Genomic DNA, 22,859 nt, shown 5'->3' with positions numbered 1-22,859 from the left:
CGATCTCCACATAGAGTGCGGTCAGGAGGGTGTCCAGGTCGTTCCTCACAGTCGATCATGGACACCCTCCACTCATGTCCCGGTTGATCGACACGCCATGTCCAAGGAATCGATCATCTAGTGGCGCAGACCGTTCGCTTCCGGCTCGACGACGCCGCGTGCGCCGAGCTCACCGCGCTGCGCTCACGGCTGGCCGCCGACGGGATCGCCACGCCCGCCGACCCGCCGTCGGTGATCGCCGCCGCGGCCGGGACGATCCCGCAGGCCGCCCACGATGCCCTGGCCGCCGAGGTGCGGCTGCTCGCGCTGCCCTCGATCTGGCTGGAGACGCTCGGCACGGTGGCGGGGCGGCCGGACGAGCTCGTGCTCGCCGCCGTGGTCGACGCCGAGCTGCTCGCCGTGCACGGCGCGGTGCACGACGCGCTGGCCGGGCGCGTGCGCTCCCCGCTCGCCGCCTACCTGCCCGGCACCTGGCTGCCGCACTGCGTGCTGGCCACCGAGCGCCCCGCCGACGCGTTCGCGCTGCTCCACCCGGTGCCGACGGTTCGCGCCCGCGTGGTGGCGGTCGACGCGGGTTGATGGCTGCACGAAAACCGCGTCATGGCTCCATAACGCTGTTTCAGGGGCTCGCAGGACAGCATTGTGGAGCCATAATGCTGGTGATCACTGCGTGCGCTCCGCGGTCAGCGCGTCGATGTACAGCTCGCCGATCAACCGCAGCTCACGGACCGTCATCGCGGCGACTCCAGCTTGCCGAGCTGGTCGAGCACCAGGGCGTGCCACTGCAGCTCGGCCCGCAGCCGCAGCCGCGCGTGCTCGAGCACGAGGTCGTCGGCCCGGGTCTGGTCCGGCCAGCGGCGGTCGGCGAGGTGGTCGAGCCGGGACGAGCGCGCGGTGAGGTCGCGGACGCGGTCCTCCAGCAGGCCGCGCAGGGTCGCCTCGTCCGTTCCCGCCGCGGTGGCGAGCGCGAGGTCGACCGGGTCGGGCGGGAACCGCACCTCCTCGAACGCCTCCGCCTGCAGCACGGCGAGCTCACGGCGACCCTCGTCGGTGATCTCGTAGACCGTGCGTGCGGGCAGGCGGCCCTCCTGCTCGGTGCGCAGCGCCCGCACCAGGCCCTCGTCCTCCAGCCGGTGCAGGGCCCCGTAGAGCGAGCCGGGGCGCACGTCCGACCACAGCTCCGCGCGGTCGACCCGGGCGTCGCGGCGGATCTGGTGGCCGTACATCGCGCCGCGCTTGGCGAGCGCGCTCAGCACGAAGAGCCTCGTCGGGTTCACGTCCGCCAGTAAAGCACTCACATATGAGTAGTCAGAAACGACTCGACGAGCGGCCGGAACTCCGGGCCGGCATGCACCAGGTGGCCCGTGCCGGGCACGCGGACGTGCGTCGCGGTAGGCATCCGCGCCGCCATCAGCGCCATCTGCCCGGCCGGCGCGGCACTTTCCTCCGCCTCGACGAGAAGTGCCGGGCACCGGACGGACGCCACCGCACGCCAGTGGTCGCGCTCGGCCCACTCGGCCGCGATCACCGTGGTGTGCTCGACGCGGGCCAGCAGGTGGTAGCCGTCGGACCGCTCCTCGACGCACTCGGTCATGTACTCGCCGAACTCGGGGCGCGGGTGCCCGAACGCCCGCCGCACGGCCGCGAGCGAGCCGAACGGCTGCGGGAGTGCCCCGAACCAGGCCCGCGCGTCCGCGGCGCTGCGGCCCCGGAAGTCCACACCCATGTCCTCCACGACGAGCGCCCGCACGAGCTCCGGGCGGAGGGCCGCGGCCAGCAGCCCGTGCAGGCCACCCATCGAGTGCCCGACCACGACGGCCGGCCCGAGCCGAGCCAGCACGTCGACGACGTCGGCGGCCATGCGCTCGGTGGTCCACGGTCCGCGCGCCCCCGAGCGGCCGTGCCCGCGTGCGTCCACGCCGACGACCCGGCCATGGTCCGCGAGCCACCCGGCGGGCGCCCACCACGTGCTCGCCCGCCCCATGAGCCCGTGCAGCAGCAGGATCGGGGTGCCGCGGCCGCCGAACTCGGTGACGGCCAGCTCCACCCCGTCGGAGGCTCGCACCGGACTAGCCTAGGCGGCATGGCCGTCGTGAAGATCAATGCGATCGAGGTGCCCGAGGGCGCGGGTCCGGAGCTGGAGAGGCGGTTCGCCAACCGGCTGCATGCGGTGGACGGCCAGCCGGGCTTCCTGTCGTTCGAGCTGCTGCGCCCGGTGTCCGGCGACAACCGCTACTTCGTCGTCACGCACTGGGAGGACGACGAGGCGTTCCAGGCGTGGATGAAGGGCTCCGGCATGGAGGCCCACTCCGGCGAGCGGGCGCGCCCGGTGGGCACCGGGTCGGCGCTGCTGGAGTTCGAGGTGGTGCAGCAGTCCCGGGCATCCGGATCCTGACCGGCGACGTCGAGCGCGCCGTCGAGATGGTCCGCGGCGCGGGCGCGCTGCTGGTGTGCGCCGGCGCCGGCATCGGTGTCGACTCCGGTCTGCCCGACTTCCGCGGACCGGAGGGCTTCTGGCGCGCCTATCCGCCCTACCGGGATCTCGGGCTGCGGTTCGAGGAGATCGCCGACCCACAGCACTTCGCCGAGGACCCGGAGCTCGCGTGGGGCTTCTACGGCCACCGGCTGGAGCTCTACCGGCGCACCGAGCCGCACACCGGGTTCGACGTGCTGCGCGAGTGGGCGGAGCGGTGGCCGACCCGCGTGTTCACGTCCAACGTCGACGGGCAGTTCCAGCGCGCCGGCTTCCCCGACGAGTCGGTGGCCGAGTGCCACGGGTCGATCCACGTGCTGCAGTGCACCGCGCACTGCGGGCGGCAACCGTGGGCCGCGGACGGCGTCACGGTGGTGGTCGACCCCGAGACGATGCGCGCGCGGGCGCCGCTGCCGTCCTGCCCGTCCTGCGGGTCGCTCGCCCGCCCCAACATCCTGATGTTCGGCGACGCGGACTGGGTCCCGGACCGGACGGGGCGGCAGCTGCAGGCCCACACCTCGTGGCGGCGCGAGCTGCGCGCCGCCGGCGTCCCGCTGGCGGTCGTGGAGATCGGAGCCGGAACCGCGATCCCCACCGTGCGGCGCGAGGCGGAGCTGGCCAGCGCCGCGAGCGGTGCGCTCGTGCGGATCAACCTCCGCGAGCCCGGCGTCCGCCACGGGCGCGGCGTCGGCCTCGCCGGCTCCGCCGCCGCCACCCTCGCCGCCATCTCCTCCCGGCTCGCCGGCGGTAGATAAATTAATGAGCGCCGCCCCTGACGCCGCGGCCGGCGCCACCCCCCAGAGACACCGGCCGCGGACACCTGTGACGACCACCGGCCCACGCCCACGCTTGGGTCCGCGCACGGTGACACAGGACATGTCCTGTTCCGTGTCGACCTCGGCCGGCATGGTCTGCACCCAGCTCGAGGGGCGTGGCAACGCGCCGAGGAGATCGCCGACCGTCCCTGGATGCGAGCGGTGGAACCCGCCGCCAGGTTCCCGGTGGCCCGGCCGTCCATTCTTCGTGATCGTCGCGAGGCTGCGTCCCGGACACCGATCCGTGTGACCTCTCGATCAACGGGCCGGCGAGTCGGGGTGCTCGTCGAGCTCGTCCGTGATGCCGTCGCCGTCGCTGTCGGCGAGCAGCGGGTCGAGCCGGCCCGCCCGCACCGCCTCCAGCTGCGCCGCCAGCGCGATCCCCGCGAGCAGGGCGATCCCCGTGACGTTCGCCCACAGCAGCAGCGCCATGATCGCGGTCAGCGGGCCGTAGGTGTCGTCGAAGCCCGCCGCGAGCGCCACGTACAGGGCGAGAAGCCCCGAGCCGACCAGCCACATGAGCACGGTGGCCGCCGCACCGACGGCGAGCCAGCTCAAGCCCGGCTGCTTGCGTCGCGGGGCGTACCGGAAGAGCAGCGTGACCGCTACGACGAGCGCGGCCAGCCCGAGCGGCCAGCGCAGCGCGTCCCACACCTCCTCGACGCCGTCGCCCCACCGGTACACGGCCTCCATCGCCTCGCCGAACGGCTCACCCGCGACGATCAACAGCAGCCCCACCGCCATCGCTACGCCGGCCGTGGCCGTCAGCAGCATCGCTCGGCCGTACTTCCGCAGCGCCCGTCGGTCGCGCTTGGTGCCGTAGATCCGGTTGGCTCCCCGCTCCAGCTGCGCGAACGCCGAGGTGGCCGCCGCGAACGCGGTGGCGAGCCCGAGCACCACCACGACCTCGCCGCGCTTGCTGCCCTCGTCGGCGCCCTCCAGCACCTGGGTGAGCAGGGAGTCACTGCTGCCCGGCGACACCGCCACGACCGTGCGGGCGACCACCTCGGCGAACGACTCCGCCCCGAGCGCGACCGCCAGGCCTGCGCCGGCGATCACCAGCGGCACCGCGGCGAGCGCGAGCTGCAGGCCGAACGCCCGCGCGTGGCTGAACCCGTCGCCGTACCGGAAGCGGACGAACGAGGCGCCGAGCAGGTGGCGCAGGCCGTGCCGGCGGACGGTGTGCCATGCGTCTTCGGCGGAGAGCTGGTCGCCGGACCGGAGCCCGGTCTCCGGGACGACGCGCACCGAGCTCACCCGGCGAATCTATCCCGGGGGCGTCGCCGCGACGAGGGCCGCGAGCATGCGAACCGAGCACGGCGCCGTGGCCCGGCACGAACGGCACCAGCCTTCGGCCGGATGCCGGGCGAGCAGGCGGGGCGCGATCGTCGGGTCGAGCGTCCGCACCAGCTCGGCCACCTCCCAGCGGCGCTGGTCCTCACCCACGGCCGGCCGGGACACGCAGCGCGAACGCCACCCCGGAGGCGGTGCCCACTCGATGCCGGCCACGACGATCGCCGGGGGGCGGTACGCGGTAGACGGCCGGGGTGAGCAGCTGGATCTGCCGGCGGGCCCAGCGGGCTACGGTGGTCGTGGCGATTCCCTCCATGCAGCGGACGGGGTTGCTCGGGCCTCGGCGGTGGCAGCCGCCGGGGCCCACTCCTTGACTAGAAGAATGTATTCTTCGCACGGCGAACTTGACAAGCACTTGTTTGGATCAATGCTCGCGTGTCAGCATGGAGCCTCCGAGACGTGAGGGGACCGCGATGCCGCTTCGACGCATCTGCAAGTCCGGCGACTCCGGCGAGAACGGCGAGTGCCCGGCGGTCTACGTCGCCGAGCAGCCGACGACCATGGTCGCTCAGGGCCTGATGCTCGATGCCTCGACGGCGGCCGAGCTGAAGGAGGTCGGCGTGGGCGAGGGCGGCGTCACCCTGCCGACCGAGACCGTCCTGCGGGCCGCCGCCCTGTTCCTCGCCGAACGGGGCAGACCGGCGATGCTCGCCGAGGTACAGGACTTCCTGGCCGGATGGGAACCCATCACGTGAGCCGGTGGATCTTCCCGAGCGAGGACCGGGTGGAGTGGAGCGCGCTTCTGACGAGCTACTCGAAGTCGTGTCTCCACTACGAGGCTCAGCAGATCTACTCGAACCCCATCGAGAACGCCCGGGTGGCCGACTTCGTCGCCGGTCGCCCGATGACGCCGACCTACGAGTGGCGGCTCGCCCGAACGCAAGATCGGACAGCCGTCGGCGCGTCGAAGATGGTGATCCGCGTGGCGGTGGATCCCCTGACCGACTACACCCGCATGGAAGTTGCCACGTACCCGATCCTCTCCGCAGGCGGAGAGGACATCCGCATCGTCGCGGTGCCGGAGGGGACCTGGCCGGAGGGCCTCCCGCGGCACGACTTCTACATCTTCGACGACCGCGAGGTGTGGCGGATGCACTACAACGACGACTTCACCTTCGCCGGTGCCGAGCGCCTCGACGGGCCCGACGTGCTCACCCAGCATCTACGATGGCGCGACCGTGCCCTGGAGCTGGCGATCCCACTCGACGGGTATCCCGGCGTCGAGCCGCTCCCCGGGTAGAACGGGACCACCGCACTTGCCCCCCGACATACCACCGCTGAACCGGGCCCTCGGCGCGCTCGGGCAACGCCTGCGCGCCGCCCGTGAGTCGTCCGAGCTGACCGGCTCCGAGCTGGCGAACCGGCTCGGAACGGGCTGGCGCCAGCCCAAGGTCTCGAAGATCGAGAACGGCCGGCAGCTCATCACCGCCGACGAACTCCATACCTGGGCAGCGATCACCGGAGCTGACCCAGCGCCGCTGGTCGCCCTCCGGGAGAAGGCCGCCGCCGAATACTCCAGCCACCAGGAGCGTCTCGCTCAGGAGGGCGGAGCCCTTCCGATTCAGGACGAACTCACCGCCCTCACCCGCACCTGCACCTACTTGGCCGAGTACCAGCCGGCGCTCATACCCGGGCGGCTGCAGACGCCTGACTACATCCGCGAGAAAGCACTAGGCAACGTCGAGTTCCTCGCCGAAGGCCTGCCCGCCGACCAGGTCGGCCACCTCGTCGCCGCGAAGCTCCGCCGCCAGGCGATCCTCTACGAACCCGGCCGGGAGTTCGTGCACATCGTGGGCGAGGCGGCGCTGCACATGCGCTTCGGCCCGATGGCCGGGGCGACACTGCGCGGTCAGCTGAACCACCTGGCGCAGATGTCCTCGCTACCTGGGCACACGTTCGCCGTCATCCCCTTCCGCGTCGGATCGCCTGTGGAACCGTTCGGGTTCGCGCTGTACGACCACGACCTCGTGCGGGTGGAGACCAGCAACGGCGTGGTGCAGATCAGCGACCCGGACGCCGTCGCACGACACGTCCGTCGCGTGGAACGGCTCCTGGAAGTCGCGCTGATCGGCCCGGACGCCGCGCAGTTCTGCCGGGATCTGGCCGACGCGACGCCCGACGACTGAAGCGCCGGCGACCATTCCACCCGCCAGGTGACGTACGCCGCCCGCGGCCGGCGCCACCCCCCAGAGACACCGGCCGCGGACACCTGTGACGACCGCCGGCACGCGCCCGCGGTTGGGCCCACGCGAAGTGACGCAGGACACACCCTGTTCCGTGTCGAGATCGGCCTCCCTCGCTCGCCGCACAGGTAGGAAGCCGACAACGGACCAATGGGAGGAATCGCGGATGCGGGTCATGGTGCTCATCAAGGCGAACGAGCGGAGCGAGGCGGGCGAGTTGCCGAGCCAGGAGCTGCTCGAGCAGATGACGGCCTACAACGAGGAGCTGGTGAAGGCCGGCGTGATCTTGGGCGGAGATGGTCTGCACCCCAGCTCGCGGGGCGTGCGCGTCGAGTTCACCGGCAGCGAGCGGAAGGTGATCGACGGGCCGTTCGCCGAGACGAAGGAGCTCCTCGCCGGCTACTGGGTGTGGCAGGTCAAGTCGATGGACGAGGCCATCGAGTGGGTCAAGCGGATCCCGAACCCCATGGGTGAGCACTCGGTGGTGGAGATCCGCCCGGTCGGCGAGATCGACGACTTCGGCGAGCTGGCCACGCCCGAGCTGCGCGAGCGGGACGCGCAGCTGCGCGCGCAGGTCGAGGGGGCCTGATGGTCGAGGCCGACGTCGGGCGCACGATCGAGGCGGTGTGGCGGATCGAGTCCGCGCGCCTGATCGCGGGCGCCGCCCGCCTCGTGCGCGACGTCGGCCTCGCCGAGGACCTCGCCCAGGAGGCGCTCCTCGCCGCCCTGGAGGAATGGCCGGAGTCGGGTGTCCCGGACAACCCGGGCGCCTGGCTCATGGCCACCACCAAGCATCGCGGCATCGACCGGCTGCGCCGGGCCGACGTAAACCGGCGCAAGATCGAGGAGATCGGTCGCCGGGCGGAGCTCCAGGAGACCGACGAGCCCGCGCCCGACGACCCGTTCGACGACGACCTGCTCCGGCTCATCTTCACCGCGTGCCACCCGGTGCTCTCCACCGACGCGCGGGTGGCGCTCACGCTGCGGCTCCTGTGCGGCCTGACCACCAGGGAGATTGCCCGCGCCTACCTGGCATCGGAGCCGACCGTGGCGCAGCGCGTCGTCCGGGCGAAGCGCACGCTGTCGGCGGCGCGCGTCCCCTTCGAGGTACCCCGCCGGAACGAGCTGCCCGAACGGCTCGCCTCGGTGCTCGAGGTGATCTACCTGATCTTCAACGAGGGCTACTCCGCCACCTCGGGCGACGAGCTGATCCGGCCCGAGCTCATGGAGGAGGCGCTGCGGCTCGGGCGCATCCTGGCCGAACTGCTCCCCCGCGAGGCCGAGGTGCACGGGCTCGTCGCGCTCATGGAGCTGCAGGCATCCCGCACCCGGGCACGGCTGTCGCCCGCCGGGGAGCAGGTCCTGCTCCTCGACCAGGACCGCTCGCGGTGGGACTGGCTCCTCGTCGGGCGCGGGCTGGCGGCCCTCGAACGCGCCTACGCGACCGGCGGCCCGATCGGGCCGTACACGTTGCAGGCCGGCATCGCGGCCTGCCACTCGCGGGCCCGGGTGGCCACCGACACGGACTGGGAACGCATCGTGGCGCTCTACGACGGGTTGGCGCAGCTCATGCCCTCGCCCGTGGTGGAACTGAACCGGGCCGTGGCCATCGGGATGGCGTTCGGGCCGGAGGCTGCGCTGCGGACCGTGGACCGCCTGCGGGAGGACACCAGGCTCGACGGCTACCACCTGCTGCCGGCCGCCCGCGCCGACCTCCTGGAGCGGCTGGGCCGCCGCACGGAGGCAGGCGCCGAGTTCGAACGGGCGGCACTGCTGACGTCGAACACGCGGCAGCGGGCGGCGTTGCTGGAGCGAGCGGCCGCCTGTACCCGCCCCTGAACGACGAACGGCGCCTCCACCGGCCCGATGCCGGCGGAAGCGCCGTTCGCTACGAGAGCGGTGTTACTCGTCGCCCTGCGACTTGGCCATGTCCACCGGCGGCGAGTCCGGAACCGTGACCGGCTTCGGCTCACCCCGGAAGGTGAACTTCGCCTTGTCGTCGGCGGCGCGGGAGCCCTCGGGGGCGTCCGCGTCGAGGCCCTCGACGTCGACCACCACGATCTGGCCCGGCTCCACCTCGCCGAAGAGGATCTTCTCCGACAGCTGGTCCTCGATCTCGCGCTGGATGGTGCGGCGCAGAGGCCGGGCACCCAGCACGGGGTCGAAGCCGCGACGGGCCAGCAGGCCCTTCGCCGCCGGAGTGAGCTCGATGTCCATGTCCTTGCTGGTCAGCGCCTTTTCCACCCGCGTGATCATGAGGTCGACCATCGTGATGATCTGCTCCTCGGTGAGCTGGTGGAACACGACGATGTCGTCGATGCGGTTGAGGAACTCCGGCCTGAAGTGCTTCTTCAGCTCGTCGTTGACCTTGTTCTTCATCCGCTCGTAGTTCGACGTCTCGTCGTTGCCCTGGGCGAACCCGAGGCCGACCGCCTTCGAGATGTCCTGGGTGCCGAGGTTCGACGTGAAGATGATCACGGTGTTCTTGAAGTCCACCGTGCGGCCCTGGCCATCGGTCAGGCGGCCGTCCTCCAGCACCTGCAGGAGGGTGTTGTAGACCTCCTGGTGCGCCTTCTCGATCTCGTCGAACAGGACCACCGAGAACGGCTTGCGCCGCACCTTCTCGGTGAGCTGGCCACCCTCCTCGTAGCCCACGTACCCGGGAGGGGCGCCGAAGAGCCGCGAGGCGGTGTAGCGGTCGTGGAACTCGCCCATGTCGATCTGGATGAGGGCGTCGTCCTCGCCGAACAGGAAGTTGGCCAGCGCCTTGGACAGCTCGGTCTTACCGACACCGGACGGGCCGGCGAAGATGAACGAGCCGGACGGGCGCTTCGGGTCCTTCAGGCCGGCCCGCGTACGGCGGATGGCCTGCGACACCGACTTGACGGCCTCCTCCTGGCCGATGATCCGCTTGTGCAGCTCGTCCTCCATGCGGAGCAGACGCGTGGTCTCCTCCTCGGTGAGCTTGAACACCGGGATACCGGTCCAGTTGGCGAGCACCTCGGCGATCTGCTCGTCGTCGACCTCGGCGACGACGTCCAGGTCACCGGACTTCCACTGCTTCTCCCGCTCGCCCTTCTGGCCGAGCAGCTGCTTCTCGGAGTCGCGCAGGTGCGCGGCCCGCTCGAAGTCCTGCGCGTCGATCGCCGACTCCTTGTCGCGGCGGACGTCGGCGATCTTCTCGTCGAACTCGCGCAGGTCCGGCGGTGCGGTCATCCGGCGGATGCGCATCCGGGCGCCGGCCTCGTCGATCAGGTCGATCGCCTTGTCCGGCAGGAAGCGGTCGGAGATGTAGCGGTCGGCCAGTGTGGCCGCGGCGACGAGCGCCGGGTCGGTGATCGTGACGCGGTGGTGCGCCTCGTACCGGTCGCGCAGGCCCTTGAGGATCTCGATGGTGTGCGTGACGCTCGGCTCGCCCACCTGGATCGGCTGGAAGCGGCGCTCCAGGGCCGGGTCCTTCTCGACGTACTTGCGGTACTCGTCGAGCGTGGTGGCGCCGATCGTCTGCAGCTCACCGCGGGCGAGCATCGGCTTGAGGATCGACGCGGCGTCGATGGCACCCTCGGCGGCACCGGCACCGACCAGCGTGTGGAGCTCGTCGATGAACAGGATGATGTCGCCGCGGGTGCGGATCTCCTTGAGCACCTTCTTCAGGCGCTCCTCGAAGTCACCGCGGTAGCGGGAGCCCGCGACCAGGGATCCGAGGTCGAGCGTGTAGAGCTGCTTGTCCTTGAGCGTCTCGGGCACCTCGCCCTTGACGATGCCCTGGGCGAGGCCCTCGACGACCGCGGTCTTGCCGACGCCCGGCTCGCCGATCAGCACGGGGTTGTTCTTGGTCCTCCGGGAGAGGACCTGCATGACCCGCTCGATCTCCTTCTCCCGGCCGATGACCGGGTCCAGCTTGCCCTCGCGGGCCGACTGGGTGAGGTTGCGACCGAACTGGTCGAGGACGAGCGAGGAGCTGGGGGTGCCCTCGCCGCGACCACCGGACGTGCCCTCGGCGGGCTCCTTGCCCTGGTAGCCGGACAGCAGCTGCAGGACCTGCTGGCGGACCCGGTTGAGGTCGGCGCCCAGCTTGACCAGCACCTGCGCCGCGACACCCTCGCCCTCGCGGATCAGGCCGAGCAGGATGTGCTCGGTGCCGATGTAGTTGTGGCCGAGCTGCAGTGCCTCACGCAGCGACAGCTCCAGCACCTTCTTGGCCCGCGGCGTGAACGGGATGTGCCCGCTCGGCGCCTGCTGGCCCTGACCGATGATCTCCTCGACCTGCTGGCGGACGCCTTCGAGGGCGATCCCGAGGGACTCCAGCGCCTTGGCGGCGACACCCTCGCCCTCGTGGATGAGGCCAAGGAGGATGTGCTCGGTGCCGATGTAGTTGTGGTTGAGCATCCTGGCTTCTTCTTGCGCCAGGACGACAACCCGCCTCGCTCGGTCGGTGAACCTCTCGAACATTTACGCTCCTAGCCTGCTGCGCATGCACCGGCGCACTCGTGCACCGTGTACGCCCCGTGGCTACCACTGTATCGGCCCGGGGCAGGGGATCGCGCCTGTCGCACGTACCCGGGACAACGCGTTCACGCGAGGCCGAATTCCGCCTCGCCGCCGACCCCCTGGTCAGGGACATGCCGATCGTCCGTTCAGGGGATCCGACCGCCCAGCGCATCGACGCGCCGACCTCCCGGCCCGGGCGGTCCGGGGCGGACGCTCAGCGACCGGTGGTCGCCGACCGCTCCGCCGCCTTCTCGGCCTGCCACCCGTCCTCGTCCACGCCGCGGCGCCAGTAGCCCGACACCGAGAGCAGATCGCGGGGCACGCCGCGCTCGTCGACGAGGTGCCGGCGCAGGCCGCGCACGAAGCCCGCCTCGCCGTGCACGAACGCGTGTTCCCGCCCGGGCGGGAACTCCAGCCCGCGCACCGCGTCGAGGAGCTGGTCGGGCGCGCCGGCGCGCCGGTGCAACCACACGGTGCGCAGCGCGCCGGGGCAGCGGAGCTCCTGCTGCTCCGCCGGGTCGGCTACCTCGAGGACCGCCACCACCGGCACGCCGCCCGGGACGCGCTCGCACGCGGCCCCGATGGCCGGCAACGCGCTCTCGTCACCGACCATGAGGTGCCAGTCGGCCCCCGTGTCCGGCGCGTACGCGCCCCCGGGCCCGGCCAGCCTCAACAGGTCGCCCGGGCGCGCCGCCGCGGCCCACGGCCCGGCGAGCCCGACGTCGCCGTGGTGGACGAAGTCGATCGTCAGCTCACCGGCGCCGTGGTCGAGCGCCCGCACCGTGTAGGTGCGCATCGCAGGCCACTGCTCCCGGGGCAGGTCGGCCCGGATGGCGTCCATGTCGAACGGCTCGGGGTAACTGACTCCCGGGCGGGGGAACAGGATCTTGACGTACCGGTCCGTGTACGGCGTATCGGGGAACGCCGAGAGCTGTTCTCCTCCCACGACGACGCGGATCATGTGCGGGGTGAGCCGTTCGGTGCGGCGCACCTCGAGAGTGGTCGTCCTGCGCGCCACTGGGCCTCCTCGGGGTCGAGTCCTGAGGCCAGCCTAACCACACATGCGGCCCGCCGCGGGCGGGGCGGCTCAGTTCTCCTTGTGGTACGCCTCGAGCACCTCGGCCGGGATACGCCCGCGGTCGGAGACCTTCATGCCACGCTTGCGCGCCCATTCCCGAATCGCCTGGTTCTGCTCCCGATCGATGGAAGGCCGCCGCGACGGCCCCGTGCCCGCGCCACCGGAGCGGCTGCGCCGGCCACCCGAGCGGCGGGCGGCAGCCACGTACGACGCAAGGGCGTCACGCAGCTTGCCCGCATTCGGGGTGGACAGGTCGATCTCGTAGTTCTTGCCGTCGATACCGAACTCGATCGTCTCGTCGGCTGCCTCTCCGTTCAGGTCGTCGATCAGTCGGACCTCGCGGATCTGCGCCATCGCCGCAACCCTCCACACTTCGTACCAGCATCTGACCGCGGCAACGGCCGCGATTGCACGATAAACCCGGTACGGCGGTTCGTCGAGTCACCCTGTCCGGTGTCGTGTCATAGTTACTCAGAACGCACGAGCGGGTACAGAATGGTTTCACGGATTCCGAGCCCGGTGAGCGTCATGAGCAGCCGGTCGATGCCCATTCCCATACCCCCGGTGGGCGGCAATCCGTACTCCATGGCGCGCAGGAAGTCCTCGTCCAGCTGCATCGCCTCGGGATCACCGGCCGCGGCCTGCAACGACTGGGCGGTGAGCCGCTCCCGCTGGTCGACCGGATCCACGAGTTCGGAGTAGGCGGTGGCCAACTCGGTGCCGAAGGCAACCAGGTCCCACGCTTCGGCGAGCCTCGGGTCGGCGCGGTGCCGCCTGGTCAGCGGCCGGACCTCGATCGGGTAGTCGCGGACGAACGTGGGCTCGATCAGGGTGTGCTCAACGAGCTTCTCGAACAGTTCGAGTACGATCTGGCCGGCGGTCTGCGAACCGTCGACTTCCACATCATGAGCGATCGCGAGCTTGTGCAGCTCCTCCACTGAGGTGTCCGGCGACACCTCCAGTCCGACGGCCTCGGAGACGGCCTCATGGAGAGTGACCGAACGCCACTCGCCGCCCAGGTCGTGTTCCGAGCCGTCGGCGCGACGCACAACAGTCGAGCCGAAGATCGCGCGAGCCGCTGTGACCACCAACTCACGGGTGAGCTGCGCCATGTCGTCGTACGTGGCGTAGGCCTGGTACGCCTCCAGCATCGCGAACTCCGGCGAGTGCGACGAGTCGATACCCTCGTTCCGGAAGTTCCGATTGATCTCGAAGACTCGCTCGATGCCACCGACCACGCACCGCTTGAGGAACAGTTCCGGAGCGATCCTCAGGTACAGATCCGTGTCCAGGGCGTTGGAGTGGGTGACGAACGGACGGGCCGTCGCCCCTCCGTGCTGCAACTGCAGCATCGGCGTCTCGACCTCCACGAACGACCGCTCGTGCAATACCGCGCGCAGGGTCCGCACGACCTCGGCCCGCCGGAGCACCGTCTCCCGCGCCTCCGGCCGGACGATCAGGTCGACGTAACGTTGCCTGACCCGGGTCTCCTCCGACAGCTCCCGGTGCAGCCCGGGCAGCGGCCGCATCGCCTTCGCCGCCAGCTGCCAGCTGTCGGCCATCACGGACAGCTCACCGCGGCGCGAAGTGATCACCTCACCGCGCACCTGCAGGTGGTCGCCGAGATCGACCTGCGCCTTCCAGCGCGCCAGCTCCTCGTCCCCGACGCGCGCGAGCGAGACCATCACCTGCAGCTCGGTGCCGTCGCCCTCGCGCAGGGTGGCGAAGCACAGCTTGCCGGAGTTGCGCAGGAACATCACCCGCCCGGTGACGGCGACGATGTCGCCCGTCGCGGTGTCGGGCGGGAGGTCGGGGTGGGCGGCGCGCACCTCGCGCAGGGTGTGGGTGCGCTCCACGGCGACCGGGTAGGGGTCGCGGTCCTGCTCGAGCATCGCCGCCCGCTTGGCCCGGCGGACCCGCATCTGCTCGGGCAGGTCGTCGTCGGGACTGGTGGGGGGCTCGTTGCTCACCCCCCAAGGGTAGAGAGCCGGATCGAGCGGAATTCGCTCGCCCGCCGCAAGCTCCCCGTACCGTCGTGGAACGTGACCACCTCCTCGCGAGCACGTTCGTTCGGCGCGGCGGCAGCCGCCTACGCAGAGCACCGGCCCGGCTACCCGGCCGCGGCCGTGGACTGGGCTCTCGAGCGGGTTTCCGGTCACACCCCCCGGCTGCTGGACCTCGCCGCCGGCACCGGCAAGCTCACCGAGGCGCTGCTGCCGAAGGGCACGGTCACCGCCGTCGAGCCCGATCCCGCGATGCGCGCCGAGCTGCTCGCCCGCTTCCCCGGCGTGGACGCGCGAGAAGGCAGCGCCGAGGAGATCCCGCTGCCGGACCGCTGCGTCGACGCCGTCCTCGTCGGCCAGGCGTGGCACTGGTTCGACGCCGACCGCGCCTACGCGGAGGTGGCCAGGGTGCTGCGTCCCGGCGGCGTGCTCGCGGCGATGTGGAACGGCGACGACGCGGACGTCGACTGGGTGCGCGGCTTCCACGAGGCCGGCCGGTGGAACTCCCACGTGGTGCGCGCGCCCGAGGCGGAACCCCCGCAGCTGGTGCACCCGGCGTTCGTCACGGGCGGGTTCGCGCAGTTCCCCAACTTCGTGCCCACCACCATCGACGGGCTCGTCGCGACACTGCGCACCCACTCGTGGTCGCTCGTGTCCGAACCGGCCGAGCGGGAGGCTGCGTTCGACCGGCTCCGGGCCTACCTCACGAGCCGCCCGGAGACGGCGTCGGGGGAGTTCGAGCTGCCGCTCGTCACCGACGTCGTGCGGGCGGTGCGGCGGGAGCAGGTCCCGTACTCGCGCGCGTGACCAGGTGCGAGGGCAGCAGGCGGCGCCGGTCCCGCTCGCCCTCGGGGCTCTCCACCAGCTCCATCAGCAGCTCGACGGCCAGCCGGCCCGCCTCGCCGCCGCGGCCGTGCACGGTGGTGAGCGGCGGGTAGGTCGTCGCCGCGAGGATGTCGTCGCATCCGACGATCGACACCTCGGCCGGCACCGCGACCCCGTGCTCGGCCATCCCGGCGAGCGCACCCTGGGCGAGCCCGTCGTCGAAGGCGATCGCCGCGGTGGCCCCGGTGGCGAGCACCTCGGCGGCCGCGGCGCGCCCCTCGTCGTGCTCGGGCCGGTGGGGGCGCAGCACGGTGGCGGTGACGCCGAGCGCGACGCACCGCTCCCGCACGGCGTCGCGGCGCTGCTCGTCCGACCAGGACCCCGCGGGCCCGCTGATGTAGGCGAGATGGCGGTGGCCGAGACCGGCGAGGTGGTCGACGGCCTCGCGGATCCCGGGCGCCGAGTCGACCAGGATCCGCGGCACGCCCGGCACGTCCCGGTTGACGAGCACGAGCGGATGCCCCCGCCCGGACACCTCCCGGACCTGCTCCTCCGGGAGCCGCGACGAGACCAGCACCACGCCGTCGGTGCGGCGCTCGAGCTCGGCGAGCAGGTCGAGCTCCTTCGCGGGGTCCTCGTCGGTGTCGCCGACAACGGTGCTGACGCCACCGGTCGCCGCGTGCGCCTGGGCGGCGCGGATCACCGGCGGGAAGAACGGGTTCGCGATGTCCGGCACCACCACGGCGATCATCCCGAGCCGCCCCGTGCTCAACGCCCGCGCCGTGTGGCTCGGCTTGTAACCCAGGCGGGCCGCGACCTCCGTGACGTGCGCGACCGTGCTCTCCTTCAGCCGGTGGGGGTGGGAGAAGACGCGCGAGACCGTCGACGTCGAGACCCCGGCGGCCGCGGCGACGACCTTGATCGTGGGCGCCTGCCGGCGCCCGTCCAGGCGGGCCACAGGCGCACTCTACGACGTCTCCGCGCGCGTCCAGGACTTGACGTGCAACCGGTTGCACGCAACTATCCCCGGCCAACGGGCACTGTGCGGCGGCAGGGGATGGAGGAGCGATGGACCTGCTCGACTGGTTGGTCGTCGGCGGCTACTTCGTCGTGATGGTGGCGATCGGGATGTGGGCGAAGGCCCGCATCCACGACTCCCGCGACTTCTTCACGGCCGGCGGGCGGATGCCCTGGTGGCTCTCCGGCATCTCGCACCACATGTCGGGCTACAGCTCCGCGGTGTTCGTCGGGTACGCGGCGATCGCCTACACGCAGGGCTTCGTGCTCTACGTCTGGTGGGCGCTCGGGATCACGTTCGCGATGGTGGTCGGCGCGTTCGTGTTCGTCCCGCGCTGGCCGCGGCTGCGGCAGCGGTTGGGGATCATCTCGCCGCTGGAGTACCTGCGGATCCGCTACGGCGTGCCCACCCAGCAGCTGCTCGCCTGGAGCGGCACCGCGCTCAAGGTGTTCGACGTGGGCGCGAAGTGGACGGCCACCGCACTGCTGCTGAACGTCTTCGCCGGTGTCCCGCTCCCCATCGGCATCCTGCTCACCGGCGGCGTCACGCTCGTCTACTCGACGATCGGCGGGCTCTGGGCCGACGCGCTCACCGACATGGGCCAGTTCCTGATCCAGCTCGTGGCGGGCATCGTCCTGTTCGTCGCCGTGCTGGGCGCGCTCGACGGCATCCCGACGATCTGGACGCTGTGGGACCGGCTCCCCGAGGGCAACGCCTCGCTCTTCAACGGCCAGTACACGGCCCTGTTCGTGTTCGTCTACCTGCTGATCAACACGCTGTCCTACAACGGGGGCACCTGGAACCTCGCGCAGCGGTTCATCGCCTCGCCCACCGGCAGCACGGCCCGGCGGGCGGCGCTGTTCTCCGCGGCGCTCTACCTGGTCTGGCCGCTGGTGATGTTCTTCCCGATGTGGGCGGCCCCGGTGCTGCTGCCCGGGCTGGCGGAGCCCGACCAGTCCTACGCCCTGCTCACCCAGCAGCTGCTCCCGGCCGGGCTCGTCGGGCTCGTGCTCGCGGGGCTCTTCTCGCACACGATGGCGATGACCGGCTCGGACGCCAACGCGATCTCCTCGGTGGTGACCCGCGACATCATCCCCGCGGTGTGGAAGCGCGGCCGCGCGCTCGACACCAGGACGGAACTCGTGATCGGGCGGATCGCGGTGTTCGCGTTCATCGCGCTGAGCATGGTGATCGCCCTGACCGCCGACAGCTTCGGCGGCGTGCTCGGCCTGATCATCCTGTGGTTCGGCGGCCTGGTCGGACCGATCGCCATCCCGATGCTCCTGGGCATGCTGCCCGCGTTCAGGCGGTGCGGTCCGGTCGCGGCGATCACGTCGTGGGCGGTGGGCCTCGCCGTCTTCGCGCTCACCCGGTACGGGTTCGACGACGCGATCTCGCAGCTCGCACCGGACCAGGCGACCGCGGTCCAGGTCGGCGGCCCGGTCGTCTGCGCGATCATCGTGTTCGTGGTCGTCGGGCTGGTCGCGCCGTGGCGCAACGCCGAGTCCGACGAGCTGGTCGACGCGATCTCCCGCGACGAGCCCGCGGCGGAGCCCGTCCGGTGACCTACCGCGACCACCTCGTGGACGACGTACTGGCGTGGTGGGCGGGCAACGGCCCGGACCACGAGCACGGCGGGGTCCTGACGTGCTGGGACAACGCCGGAACCAGGCTGGTGGCCACCGACAAGTACACCTGGTCGCAGGGGCGCTGGGCGTGGCTCACCGCGCGGACCGCGCAGGACGCCGAGCTGCTCGGCGTCGACGCCGACTGGTACGCCGACCAGGCCGTCCGCACGGCGCGGTTCGTCCGCGACCACGCGGTGCTGCCCGACGGCACCACCGCGTTCGTCACGGACCGGACGGGCGCCGAGGCGGGCCCGCACACGAGCGTCTACGCCGACCTGTTCGCCGCGCTCGGCTTCGCCGGCGTCGCGCGGCTGCGCCCGGAGGAGGACTGGGGCGGCCGAGCCGAGGACGTGCTGCTGCGCTCGGCGGCGGCCATCGACGCCGGCCGGTTCCGCTCCGACCCCTACCCGGTGCCCGCCGGGCACCGGTCGTTCGGGCTGCCGATGATCCTCGTCGGCGTCGGGGAGCAGGTGCACCGCGCCACGGGCTCGGCGGCGTCCGCGGCCGTCGTGCGCGACGCCGCCCGGCAGATCGAGGAACACCACCTCGACGGCGACGACGTCGCCGAGATGCCCGCGGCCACCGACGGGCTGCTCGCCCGCCACCGCACGCCCGGGCACGTGCTGGAGGCGGCGTGGTTCCTGCACCACGCCCGGGACCTGCTGGCCGGGTCCGCGCTCGCGGATCCGGACCGCCTCTCCCGGATCGCCGTGCGGGCCCTCGAGCTGGGCTGGGACGGCACCCACGGCGGGTTGCTGCGTTACGTCGACCGGGACGGCGGGACGCCCACCGGCGCCCGCACCGACGACCCGTACGAGGCGCTCGTCGTGGACACGTGGGACACGAAGCTGTGGTGGCCGCACGCCGAGGCGCTGTACGCCACCGCGCTGCTCGCGCCGGAGCGGCACGGACCCCTGCACGACTACGTGTTCGAGACGTTCCCGCAGGGGTCGGGGCGGGAGTGGACCCAGATCCGCAACCGCGACGGAACGCCCCTGGAGAAGACCGTGGCGCTCCCGGTGAAGGACCCGTTCCACATCGCGCGGGCGCTGCTCATGCTGGTGGAGCTGGAAGGAGAAGTGTGAGACAGGAAGTCCCGGGCATGCCGAGGGTGCGGTCCTTCCCGGACCGCGTGGCGATGGGCGAGGCGGCGGCCGCCGACGTCGCCGCGGAGCTGCGGGCGCGCCTCGCCGATCAGGACGCCGTGCGGGTGATCTTCGCGGCGGCGCCGAGCCAGAGCGACATGCTCGACCGGCTCGTGGCCGCCCAGGACATCGACTGGACCCGGGTGACGGCGTTCCACATGGACGAGTACCTTGGCCTGCCCCCCGATGCCCCCGCCCGGTTCGCGAACTGGCTGGACCGGGCGATCTTCACCCGGGTGCCGTTCGCGGAGGTGCACCGCATCGACCCGGACGCCGAGGTGACCGGCTACGCGAAGTTGCTCGCCGAGGCGCCGATCGACCTCGTCTGCCTCGGCATCGGCCAGAACGGGCACCTCGCGTTCAACGACCCACCGGTGGCCGACCTCGACGACCCCGAGGACGTCAAGCTCGTGGAGCTGGACCACACCTGCCGGCAGCAGCAGGTCGACGACGGCGCGTTCCCGGCCTTCGACGACGTGCCGACCCGTGCGGTCACGCTGACCCTCCCGCGGCTGCTGGATGCGCGCAGGCTGTTCTGCGTTGTGCCCGGAGCGGCCAAACGGCACGCGGTGGACCGCGCCCTGCACGCGCCGATCTCCGCGGCCGACCCCGCGACGGCGCTGCGCACGCACCCCGACGCCACCCTCTACCTCGACGCGGAGGCCGACCCCCGTGCCTGATGCGACGTTCCGCGGCTACCTCGACACCGTCCACGGCTACCTGGAACGGATCCTCGCCGAGGAGTCCGGCTCGATCCGCGCGGCCGCGGAGCTGCTCGCCGACCAGATCGCGGCCGACCGGCTCGTGCACGTGTTCGGCCCCGGCGGGCACTCCAACCTCGCCGCGCAGGAGGTGTTCTTCCGCGCGGGCGGGCTGATGCACATCTCGGCCATCCTCGACGAGGGCACCTTGCTGTCCAACGGGGCGCTGCGGTCGATGGCGATCGAGCGCACGCCCGGCTACGGGCGCATCGTGATCACGGATCGCGGCCTCGGCGCGGGCGACCTGCTGGTGCTCGTCAACGCCTACGGGATCAATGCCGCGCTCATCGACGCCGCGCTGACGGCAAGGGAACGCGGCGTGCGGCTGATCGGCATCAGCTCGCGCGAGCACGCCGAGAACACCTCTCCGGACCACCCGGCGCGACACCCGTCGAAGGCGAACCTGCACGACCTCGTGGACGTCGCGATCGACAGCAAGGTGCCGATCGGCGACGCGGTGATGGACGTGGCCGGCTCGGCCGAGCCGGTCGCGGCGGTGTCGACGTTCACCAACGCGTACGTGCTCAACTGCCTCACGCTCGCCACCGTCGAGGCGCTGGCCGCGCGGGGCGTCGAACCGCCGGTGTGGCGCAGCGGGAACGCCCCCGGCGGCGACGAGGCGAACGGGCGGTTCCTGCAGCGGTTCCGCGGCCGGGTGCGCTCCCTCTGATGGGCACCGTGCGGCTCCGCGGGCGGGACCCGGCGACCGGGCGCCTCCTCGAGGTGAGCACCGACGGCCCGGTGATCGCCCACATCCGCCTCGTGGAGGGCGGCGAGGACCACCCGTTGCTGCTGCCGGGCCTGGTCGACCTCCAGGTCAACGGCTACGGCGGCCACGACGTCAACGGGCCGGACGTCACCGCCGACGAGGTGGTCGCGCTCGTCCGGGCGCTCGCCCGGGCCGGCACGACCACCGTGGTCCCGACCGTCATCACGGCGGCCGAAGCGGACATCGTGCGCTCGCTGCGCGCGGTCGCCGAGGCCCGCGCGCGGGACGCGGCCACCCGCCGGGCCGTACCGTGCGTGCACGTCGAGGGCCCGCACATCTCCGCGGAGGACGGGCCCCGCGGCGCGCACCCGGCCGGGCACGTCCGCCCGCCAGATCCCGACGAGTTCGACCGCTGGCAGCAGGCCTGCGACGGCCTCGTCGGCTTCGTGACGCTCTCCCCGCACCACCCGGAGGCGGTCGCCTACACCGAGCACCTCACCCGGGCCGGCACGACCGTCGCGATCGGGCACACGCACGCCTCGCCCGAGCAGGTGCGCGCGGTGGCCGACGCCGGCGCCCGGATGTCGACGCACCTCGGCAACGGCGCGCACGCCGTGCTCGCCCGGCACCCCAACTACCTGTGGGCGCAGCTCGCGGACGACCGCCTCACCGCCGGGTTCATCGCCGACGGGCATCACCTGCCCGCCGACACGCTCACGGCCATGCTGCGCGCGAAGGGCCCGGAGCGCTCGCTGCTGGTGTCCGACTCCGTGGCGCTGGCCGGAATGCCACCCGGCGGGTACACCAGCCCGGTGGGCGGCGCGGTCGAACTCTCCGGCGACGGCCGGCTGTCGGTGGCCGGCACCCCCTACCTCGCGGGCGCGGCCCGGTCGCTCGCCGACGGCCTCGCGCAGGCCGTCCGCACGACCGGCATCGGGCTGGGTGCCGCGGTGCGGCTCGCGACCGCGAACCCGGGCCGGTTCGTGGGCGGCCGCGGCCGCCTGGTGCCCGGCGCGCAGGCGGACCTGCTGCTCGTCGACCCGGAACTGCGGGTCCAGCACGTGGTGGCCGCCGGCTCGGAGATCGTGTGACGAGGGCGGGCGTCGCCGTCCGGGACGTGACGCCGCCGCTCGGGACGGCGATGTCCGGCTTCGTCGCCCGCACCTCGCCGGCCACCGGCGCGCACGACCCGCTGCTGGTGCACGCGCTGGTGGTGGCGGACACCGCGCTCGTCACAGTGGACGTCGTCGGGCTGCACGAGAACGACTGCGCGCGCATCCGGCAGCGGTGCGCACTGCCCGCCGACCGCGTGCTCGTGCACGCGACCCACACGCACGGCGGCCCGGCGAGCATGCGCGGAAGGCTCGGCGGGCCGGTCGACGAGACCTGGCTGGAGCACCTGATCACGACGTGCGCCGAGGCCGTCGACGCGGCGCTCGCCGGAGCGGAACCGGTCGAGGTGCGCGCGGCGTACGGCGCGGATCCCGGTGTGGCCCGCAACCGGCGGCGGACCGGCGGGCCGGTCGACCCCGCACTCCCGGTGGTGCACCTGCGCCGCCCGGACGGGTCGCTGCTGGCGGGCGTCGTCTCCTACGCCTGCCACCCCGTGGTGCTCGGCGCGGACAACACGCTGCTCACCGCCGACTACCCCGGCGTCGTCCGCCGGGTGCTCGCCGAGCGGCTCGGCGGGCCCGTCCTCTTCGTCACCGGGTGCGCCGGGGACGCCAACACCGGCCACGCGGCCGCGGCCTCGGTCTCCACCGCGCCCGCCGCCGCCCGGACGTTCGCCGAGTGCGAGCGGGTGGGCGGGCTGGTCGCCGCGGCCGCGCTGGCCGCCACCCCGGCCGCCGGCCCCGCCCACGTGACGGCCGCCCGCCGGGAGGTGGTGCTCGACATCGACGTCGACCACGGCGACGTCGATGCGTGGGAGACGGACGCCGCACGTGCCGACGCGGCGCAGGCAGCACTGCTGCGGTGCTGGGTGGACTGGGGGCGCCGGCAGCACGCAGGGGCTCGCGCCACGTCGTGGACCGGTTCCGTCACCGCCCTGCGGTGGGGGCCCGCCGTGATCGTCGCGCTACCCGGGGAGCCGTTCGCGGCGGCCGCACACGCGATCCGCGCGCATGCCGCCCCCGGGGACACGGTGCTGGTGGCCGGCTACAGCGACGGCTGCCCCGGCTACCTGCCGCCCGCGGAGGAGTACGCCCACGGCGGCTACGAGGTGGAGGAGGCCCACCGCTACTACGGCCTACCCGGCCCCTTCGCGGAAGGCGGATCCGAGCAGATGACGGCGGCAGCCACGTCCGCGCTTCGCGAACTGCAGCAAGGTGGCTTTGCTCCGGTTGAACCGGAGTAAGGCCACCTTGCTGGCATTCGG

General features: G+C 72.4%; 24 protein-coding genes. 15 read left to right on the top strand and 9 right to left on the bottom strand.

Going from position 1 to position 22,859, the window contains the following annotated elements; all coding sequences use genetic code 11:
* Positions 1 to 120 precede the first annotated feature (120 nt).
* Positions 121 to 579 carry a 2'-5' RNA ligase family protein gene (locus ACU436_RS41375; protein WP_459032649.1) on the top strand — a complete coding sequence of 153 codons (459 nt, stop codon included), beginning with the start codon at positions 121 to 123 and terminating at the stop codon, positions 577 to 579.
* Between the two features lie 152 nt (positions 580 to 731).
* On the opposite strand, the gene ACU436_RS41370 is transcribed toward ACU436_RS41375, so the two are convergent.
* Both ACU436_RS41370 and ACU436_RS41365 read right to left on the bottom strand, forming a co-directional pair.
* Positions 732 to 1,277, bottom strand: a complete 546-nt coding sequence (locus ACU436_RS41370; protein WP_459032648.1) for a PadR family transcriptional regulator — start codon at positions 1,275 to 1,277, stop codon at positions 732 to 734.
* Positions 1,278 to 1,294: 17 nt separating this feature from the next.
* Complete coding sequence (locus ACU436_RS41365) at positions 1,295 to 2,065, bottom strand: alpha/beta fold hydrolase (RefSeq protein ID WP_459032647.1); 771 nt, start codon at positions 2,063 to 2,065, stop codon at positions 1,295 to 1,297.
* An 18-nt stretch (positions 2,066 to 2,083) separates the two neighbouring features.
* On the opposite strand from ACU436_RS41365, the gene ACU436_RS41360 reads away from it, so the two are divergent.
* Together ACU436_RS41360 and ACU436_RS41355 are read left to right on the top strand one after the other, a co-directional pair.
* On the top strand, positions 2,084 to 2,395 hold the full coding sequence (locus tag ACU436_RS41360) for an antibiotic biosynthesis monooxygenase family protein (RefSeq protein WP_459032646.1): 312 nt from the start codon (positions 2,084 to 2,086) through the stop codon (positions 2,393 to 2,395).
* Between the two features lie 26 nt (positions 2,396 to 2,421).
* Positions 2,422 to 3,228 carry an SIR2 family NAD-dependent protein deacylase gene (locus tag ACU436_RS41355; protein WP_459032645.1) on the top strand — a complete coding sequence of 269 codons (807 nt, stop codon included), beginning with the start codon at positions 2,422 to 2,424 and terminating at the stop codon, positions 3,226 to 3,228.
* Between the two features lie 318 nt (positions 3,229 to 3,546).
* On the opposite strand, the gene ACU436_RS41350 is transcribed toward ACU436_RS41355, so the two are convergent.
* Both ACU436_RS41350 and ACU436_RS41345 read right to left on the bottom strand, forming a co-directional pair.
* Positions 3,547 to 4,545 (bottom strand): YihY/virulence factor BrkB family protein, encoded by a 999-nt coding sequence (locus ACU436_RS41350; protein WP_459032644.1) that lies wholly within the window; start codon positions 4,543 to 4,545, stop codon positions 3,547 to 3,549.
* A gap of 9 nt (positions 4,546 to 4,554) precedes the next feature.
* Entirely contained in the window at positions 4,555 to 4,734 is a 180-nt protein-coding gene (locus ACU436_RS41345; protein WP_459032643.1) for a hypothetical protein, read from the bottom strand.
* Between the two features lie 320 nt (positions 4,735 to 5,054).
* On the opposite strand from ACU436_RS41345, the gene ACU436_RS41340 reads away from it, so the two are divergent.
* The 5 genes from ACU436_RS41340 to ACU436_RS41320 all read left to right on the top strand — a co-directional run bounded on the left by ACU436_RS41340 (position 5,055) and on the right by ACU436_RS41320 (position 8,663).
* Complete coding sequence (locus ACU436_RS41340; protein WP_459032642.1) at positions 5,055 to 5,336, top strand: hypothetical protein; 282 nt, start codon at positions 5,055 to 5,057, stop codon at positions 5,334 to 5,336.
* A complete protein-coding gene (locus tag ACU436_RS41335) occupies positions 5,333 to 5,881 on the top strand; it encodes a DUF6879 family protein (RefSeq protein ID WP_459032641.1) in 549 nt (182 codons plus the stop codon). The genes ACU436_RS41340 and ACU436_RS41335 overlap by 4 nt, the downstream gene beginning before the upstream one ends.
* Positions 5,820 to 6,767 carry a helix-turn-helix domain-containing protein gene (locus tag ACU436_RS41330; RefSeq protein WP_459032639.1) on the top strand — a complete coding sequence of 316 codons (948 nt, stop codon included), beginning with the start codon at positions 5,820 to 5,822 and terminating at the stop codon, positions 6,765 to 6,767. Before ACU436_RS41335 ends, ACU436_RS41330 begins: the two co-directional genes overlap by 62 nt.
* 223 nt (positions 6,768 to 6,990) lie before the next feature.
* Positions 6,991 to 7,413, top strand: coding sequence for a YciI family protein (locus tag ACU436_RS41325; protein ID WP_459032638.1), 423 nt, complete (start codon positions 6,991 to 6,993; stop codon positions 7,411 to 7,413).
* Positions 7,413 to 8,663, top strand: a complete 1,251-nt coding sequence (locus tag ACU436_RS41320) for an RNA polymerase sigma factor (RefSeq protein ID WP_459032637.1) — start codon at positions 7,413 to 7,415, stop codon at positions 8,661 to 8,663. Before ACU436_RS41325 ends, ACU436_RS41320 begins: the two co-directional genes overlap by 1 nt.
* Before the next feature lie 63 nt (positions 8,664 to 8,726).
* Here the strand turns inward: ACU436_RS41320 and ACU436_RS41315 are convergent, their stop codons facing one another.
* The 4 genes from ACU436_RS41315 to lysS form a co-directional block, all read right to left on the bottom strand.
* Positions 8,727 to 11,276 (bottom strand): ATP-dependent Clp protease ATP-binding subunit, encoded by a 2,550-nt coding sequence (locus tag ACU436_RS41315; protein WP_459032636.1) that lies wholly within the window; start codon positions 11,274 to 11,276, stop codon positions 8,727 to 8,729.
* Between the two features lie 253 nt (positions 11,277 to 11,529).
* Positions 11,530 to 12,333 (bottom strand): siderophore-interacting protein, encoded by an 804-nt coding sequence (locus tag ACU436_RS41310; protein ID WP_459032635.1) that lies wholly within the window; start codon positions 12,331 to 12,333, stop codon positions 11,530 to 11,532.
* A gap of 69 nt (positions 12,334 to 12,402) precedes the next feature.
* Entirely contained in the window at positions 12,403 to 12,747 is a 345-nt protein-coding gene (locus tag ACU436_RS41305; RefSeq protein ID WP_459032634.1) for a histone-like nucleoid-structuring protein Lsr2, read from the bottom strand.
* A 113-nt stretch (positions 12,748 to 12,860) separates the two neighbouring features.
* Entirely contained in the window at positions 12,861 to 14,315 is a 1,455-nt protein-coding gene (gene lysS, locus ACU436_RS41300; protein ID WP_459032651.1) for a lysine--tRNA ligase, read from the bottom strand.
* A gap of 120 nt (positions 14,316 to 14,435) precedes the next feature.
* On the opposite strand from lysS, the gene ACU436_RS41295 reads away from it, so the two are divergent.
* The gene (locus ACU436_RS41295) at positions 14,436 to 15,203 is read left to right on the top strand and encodes a class I SAM-dependent methyltransferase (protein WP_459032633.1); all 768 of its coding nucleotides are present in this window, start codon (positions 14,436 to 14,438) and stop codon (positions 15,201 to 15,203) included.
* Here the strand turns inward: ACU436_RS41295 and ACU436_RS41290 are convergent.
* Positions 15,148 to 16,179: a LacI family DNA-binding transcriptional regulator gene (locus ACU436_RS41290; protein ID WP_459032632.1), complete on the bottom strand. Its 1,032-nt coding sequence runs from the start codon at positions 16,177 to 16,179 to the stop codon at positions 15,148 to 15,150. The two genes, ACU436_RS41295 and ACU436_RS41290, sit on opposite strands and share 56 nt — an antisense overlap.
* A gap of 110 nt (positions 16,180 to 16,289) precedes the next feature.
* On the opposite strand from ACU436_RS41290, the gene ACU436_RS41285 reads away from it, so the two are divergent.
* From ACU436_RS41285 to ACU436_RS41260, 6 genes are read left to right on the top strand one after another with little or no spacing between them, the layout of a single operon-like run.
* On the top strand, positions 16,290 to 17,804 hold the full coding sequence (locus ACU436_RS41285; RefSeq protein ID WP_459032631.1) for a sodium:solute symporter family protein: 1,515 nt from the start codon (positions 16,290 to 16,292) through the stop codon (positions 17,802 to 17,804).
* Positions 17,801 to 18,952 (top strand): AGE family epimerase/isomerase, encoded by a 1,152-nt coding sequence (locus ACU436_RS41280; RefSeq protein WP_459032629.1) that lies wholly within the window; start codon positions 17,801 to 17,803, stop codon positions 18,950 to 18,952. Before ACU436_RS41285 ends, ACU436_RS41280 begins: the two co-directional genes overlap by 4 nt.
* Positions 18,949 to 19,692 (top strand): 6-phosphogluconolactonase, encoded by a 744-nt coding sequence (locus ACU436_RS41275; protein ID WP_459032628.1) that lies wholly within the window; start codon positions 18,949 to 18,951, stop codon positions 19,690 to 19,692. Before ACU436_RS41280 ends, ACU436_RS41275 begins: the two co-directional genes overlap by 4 nt.
* The gene (locus ACU436_RS41270) at positions 19,685 to 20,443 is read left to right on the top strand and encodes a sugar isomerase domain-containing protein (protein WP_459032626.1); all 759 of its coding nucleotides are present in this window, start codon (positions 19,685 to 19,687) and stop codon (positions 20,441 to 20,443) included. The genes ACU436_RS41275 and ACU436_RS41270 overlap by 8 nt, the downstream gene beginning before the upstream one ends.
* Complete coding sequence (locus ACU436_RS41265; RefSeq protein ID WP_459032625.1) at positions 20,443 to 21,573, top strand: N-acetylglucosamine-6-phosphate deacetylase; 1,131 nt, start codon at positions 20,443 to 20,445, stop codon at positions 21,571 to 21,573. Before ACU436_RS41270 ends, ACU436_RS41265 begins: the two co-directional genes overlap by 1 nt.
* Positions 21,570 to 22,838 carry a hypothetical protein gene (locus tag ACU436_RS41260; RefSeq protein WP_459032624.1) on the top strand — a complete coding sequence of 423 codons (1,269 nt, stop codon included), beginning with the start codon at positions 21,570 to 21,572 and terminating at the stop codon, positions 22,836 to 22,838. Before ACU436_RS41265 ends, ACU436_RS41260 begins: the two co-directional genes overlap by 4 nt.
* The last annotated feature ends 21 nt before the right edge of the window (positions 22,839 to 22,859 follow it).

This window comes from Pseudonocardia wallangbongensis (assembly GCF_054486945.1).
This window is presented reverse-complemented; position numbering and strand designations above follow the sequence as displayed.

Excerpts from the sequence above, each read along its gene's own strand:
- lysS (WP_459032651.1), bottom strand. The coding sequence starts at position 14,315 with ATGCGGGTCCGCCGGGCCAAGCGGGCGGCGATGCTCGAGCAGGACCGC.
- ACU436_RS41360 (WP_459032646.1), top strand. The coding sequence starts at position 2,084 with ATGGCCGTCGTGAAGATCAATGCGATCGAGGTGCCCGAGGGCGCGGGT.
- ACU436_RS41265 (WP_459032625.1), top strand. The coding sequence starts at position 20,443 with ATGGGCACCGTGCGGCTCCGCGGGCGGGACCCGGCGACCGGGCGCCTC.
- ACU436_RS41320 (WP_459032637.1), top strand. The coding sequence starts at position 7,413 with ATGGTCGAGGCCGACGTCGGGCGCACGATCGAGGCGGTGTGGCGGATC.
- ACU436_RS41355 (WP_459032645.1), top strand. The coding sequence starts at position 2,422 with ATGGTCCGCGGCGCGGGCGCGCTGCTGGTGTGCGCCGGCGCCGGCATC.
- ACU436_RS41315 (WP_459032636.1), bottom strand. The coding sequence starts at position 11,276 with ATGTTCGAGAGGTTCACCGACCGAGCGAGGCGGGTTGTCGTCCTGGCG.
- ACU436_RS41285 (WP_459032631.1), top strand. The coding sequence starts at position 16,290 with ATGGACCTGCTCGACTGGTTGGTCGTCGGCGGCTACTTCGTCGTGATG.
- ACU436_RS41340 (WP_459032642.1), top strand. The coding sequence starts at position 5,055 with ATGCCGCTTCGACGCATCTGCAAGTCCGGCGACTCCGGCGAGAACGGC.
- ACU436_RS41325 (WP_459032638.1), top strand. The coding sequence starts at position 6,991 with ATGCGGGTCATGGTGCTCATCAAGGCGAACGAGCGGAGCGAGGCGGGC.
- ACU436_RS41305 (WP_459032634.1), bottom strand. The coding sequence starts at position 12,747 with ATGGCGCAGATCCGCGAGGTCCGACTGATCGACGACCTGAACGGAGAG.